Origin of the sequence: Duganella alba (genome assembly GCF_009674495.1) — a bacterium.
Taxonomy (GTDB): Bacteria; Pseudomonadota; Gammaproteobacteria; order Burkholderiales; family Burkholderiaceae_D; genus Rugamonas; species Rugamonas alba.
Map to the genome: position 1 here is coordinate 1 of NZ_WKJN01000082.1, position 1,927 is coordinate 1,927.

At 66.4% G+C, this 1,927-nt stretch carries 2 protein-coding genes and 1 pseudogene; 1 reads left to right on the forward strand and 2 read right to left on the reverse strand.

All coding sequences use genetic code 11. The features are described from left to right. The coding region (locus GJ695_RS30325; RefSeq protein ID WP_229261309.1) for a J domain-containing protein at window positions 1-519 on the reverse strand (519 nt) is incomplete at its 3' end. A gap of 106 nt (window positions 520-625) precedes the next feature. Continuing rightward, a complete protein-coding gene (locus GJ695_RS29300; RefSeq protein ID WP_154370602.1) occupies window positions 626-1,777 on the reverse strand; it encodes a class I SAM-dependent methyltransferase in 1,152 nt (383 codons plus the stop codon). Window positions 1,778-1,800: 23 nt separating this feature from the next. On the opposite strand from GJ695_RS29300, the pseudogene GJ695_RS30330 reads away from it, so the two are divergent. Beyond that, window positions 1,801-1,927, forward strand: a pseudogene (locus GJ695_RS30330) (SDR family oxidoreductase); the annotation flags it as partial.

Sequence of the window (1,927 nt, forward strand, 5' to 3'; positions counted from 1 at the left end):
GCGCCCGCGCGGCGCGGCGTCGGGCGTGGCCGCGTTGGCGTTGATGCCGCCCTTGCCGCCCCAGGCGCTGCTCAGGTTGCCCATCAGCTGCGGTTCGGCGATCATGGTGGCGCCGCCGATCCAGCCCAGCACCAGGCAGGCCGCCAGGCCGGCCCAGGTGCGCCAGTCGCGCCGGCGGCCGCGCTTCGGCACGCTGTCGTTGACGTGTTCGGGATGCCAGCCGGCATCGTGCTTGTGCTTGTCGCCGCGGTGGCCGTCCTCGTTGCGGGTGCTCTCCAGCCACTCGATTTCCCACTCCTCCGAGGCGATCCACTCGTCGTGCTCCTTGCGGCGCTGGGCGTCGGACAGGGTCTCGTAGGCGCTGTTGAGGATGGCCATGATGCGCGCAGCCTTCTCATCCCCCGGATTTTTGTCCGGGTGGTACTTTTGGCTGAGCGCCTTGTACGCGGCACGTATGACCTCCTGCGGCGCCATACGCGACACTTTCAGGTTGTCATAGTGGGTGTGAATCTTGGCCATAACTGGAAATCGACGCAGAATCAATCATCATAGCCCATCTTAGCGCATGCAACCCCGAGATCAGACAAGGATTTGACTTGCTTTTCTACCCAATGTGATTTTTTGTCTACAGCCGATGGGTGCGGTCCTGGAGCACCAGGGCCTGCGGCAATTCCACGCCCTTGCCCACCACCAGCACCTTGAACAGCTCGCCCATTTCCGCCGGCGACACCAGCTTCTGCATGGCGCGCGCCTGCGGCAGGTAGGCCATGGCGTCGGCCGGATCGGTGCGCAGCAGCAGCTCGCCGATGCCGGCGCCGATCAGGAAGCCGGCCTGGTTCAGGTAGCCCAGCACGTCGATGCCGGCGTCCTGCGCCGCCAGCGCCATCGCCGTGAAGTCGACGTGGGCGGTGATGTCCTGCAGGCCCGGATAATAAAACGGGTCCGGATGGGCGTGATGGCGGTAGTGGCACATCAGCGTGCCGGCGGCGCGCTGGTCGAAGTAATACTCGTGCGCCGGGAAGCCGTAGTCGAACAGGAAGGCGGCGTTGGCCTGGCCGCTGGCCAGCATGCGCGCCAGCGTCGCCATGAAGCTGCTGGCGATGCCGTGCAGCTCGGTCACATAGCCGGCCGGCAGCTGTTCGTGCTCCGGAATCTGGCGCGCGACCTGCGCCAGCAGTTCGTCGCCGGCCGGCGTTTCCAGATACTGGAAGCGGCCGTCGGCCACCGTCACCTGCAATTCCTGCCAGCCTTCCGGATGCTTGCTGACCAGGTGCACCGGCATCGCATCGAGCACTTCGTTGCCGAACACCACGCCGTCGAACGACGCCGGCAAGGCGTCCAGCCACTGCACCTGCGGGAAGTCGCGCAGCTTTTCCTGCTGCCGCCCGCGCAGTTCGCCGGACAGCTCGACGATGAAATAGCGCTCCACCGCCACCCCGGCCGCGGCCAGTTCGGTCAGGATGTCGAACGCCAGCTTGCCGGTGCCGGCGCCGAATTCGAGGATCCGCGGCGCGCTTTGGGCGATAATAGCGGCTGCAACCCGCGCCAGCGCCGCGCCGAACAACGGCGACAGCTCGGGAGCGGTTGTAAAATCGCCATCTTTTCCCAGTTTGGCGGAGCCGCCGCTGTAGTAGCCCAGTCCGGGCGCATACAGCGCCAGTTCCATGTAGCGGGCGAAGGAAATCGCACCGCCGTGGCGTTCGATGTCGGCGGCGATCAGGGTCTGCAGGGCGTGGGACGCGGCCAGCGCGTCGCTAGAAGGTACGGGTAAGGACATCCCGGCATTATATCCAGTTCAACATGATGACAGCACAGGACAACTTAGCTCCGGGCCAGCGCGTGGCCCTCGTCACCGGCGCCGGACGCCGGATCGGCCGCGCCATCGCGCTCGGCCTGGCGCGCGCCGGCTGGGACGTGGCGGTGCATT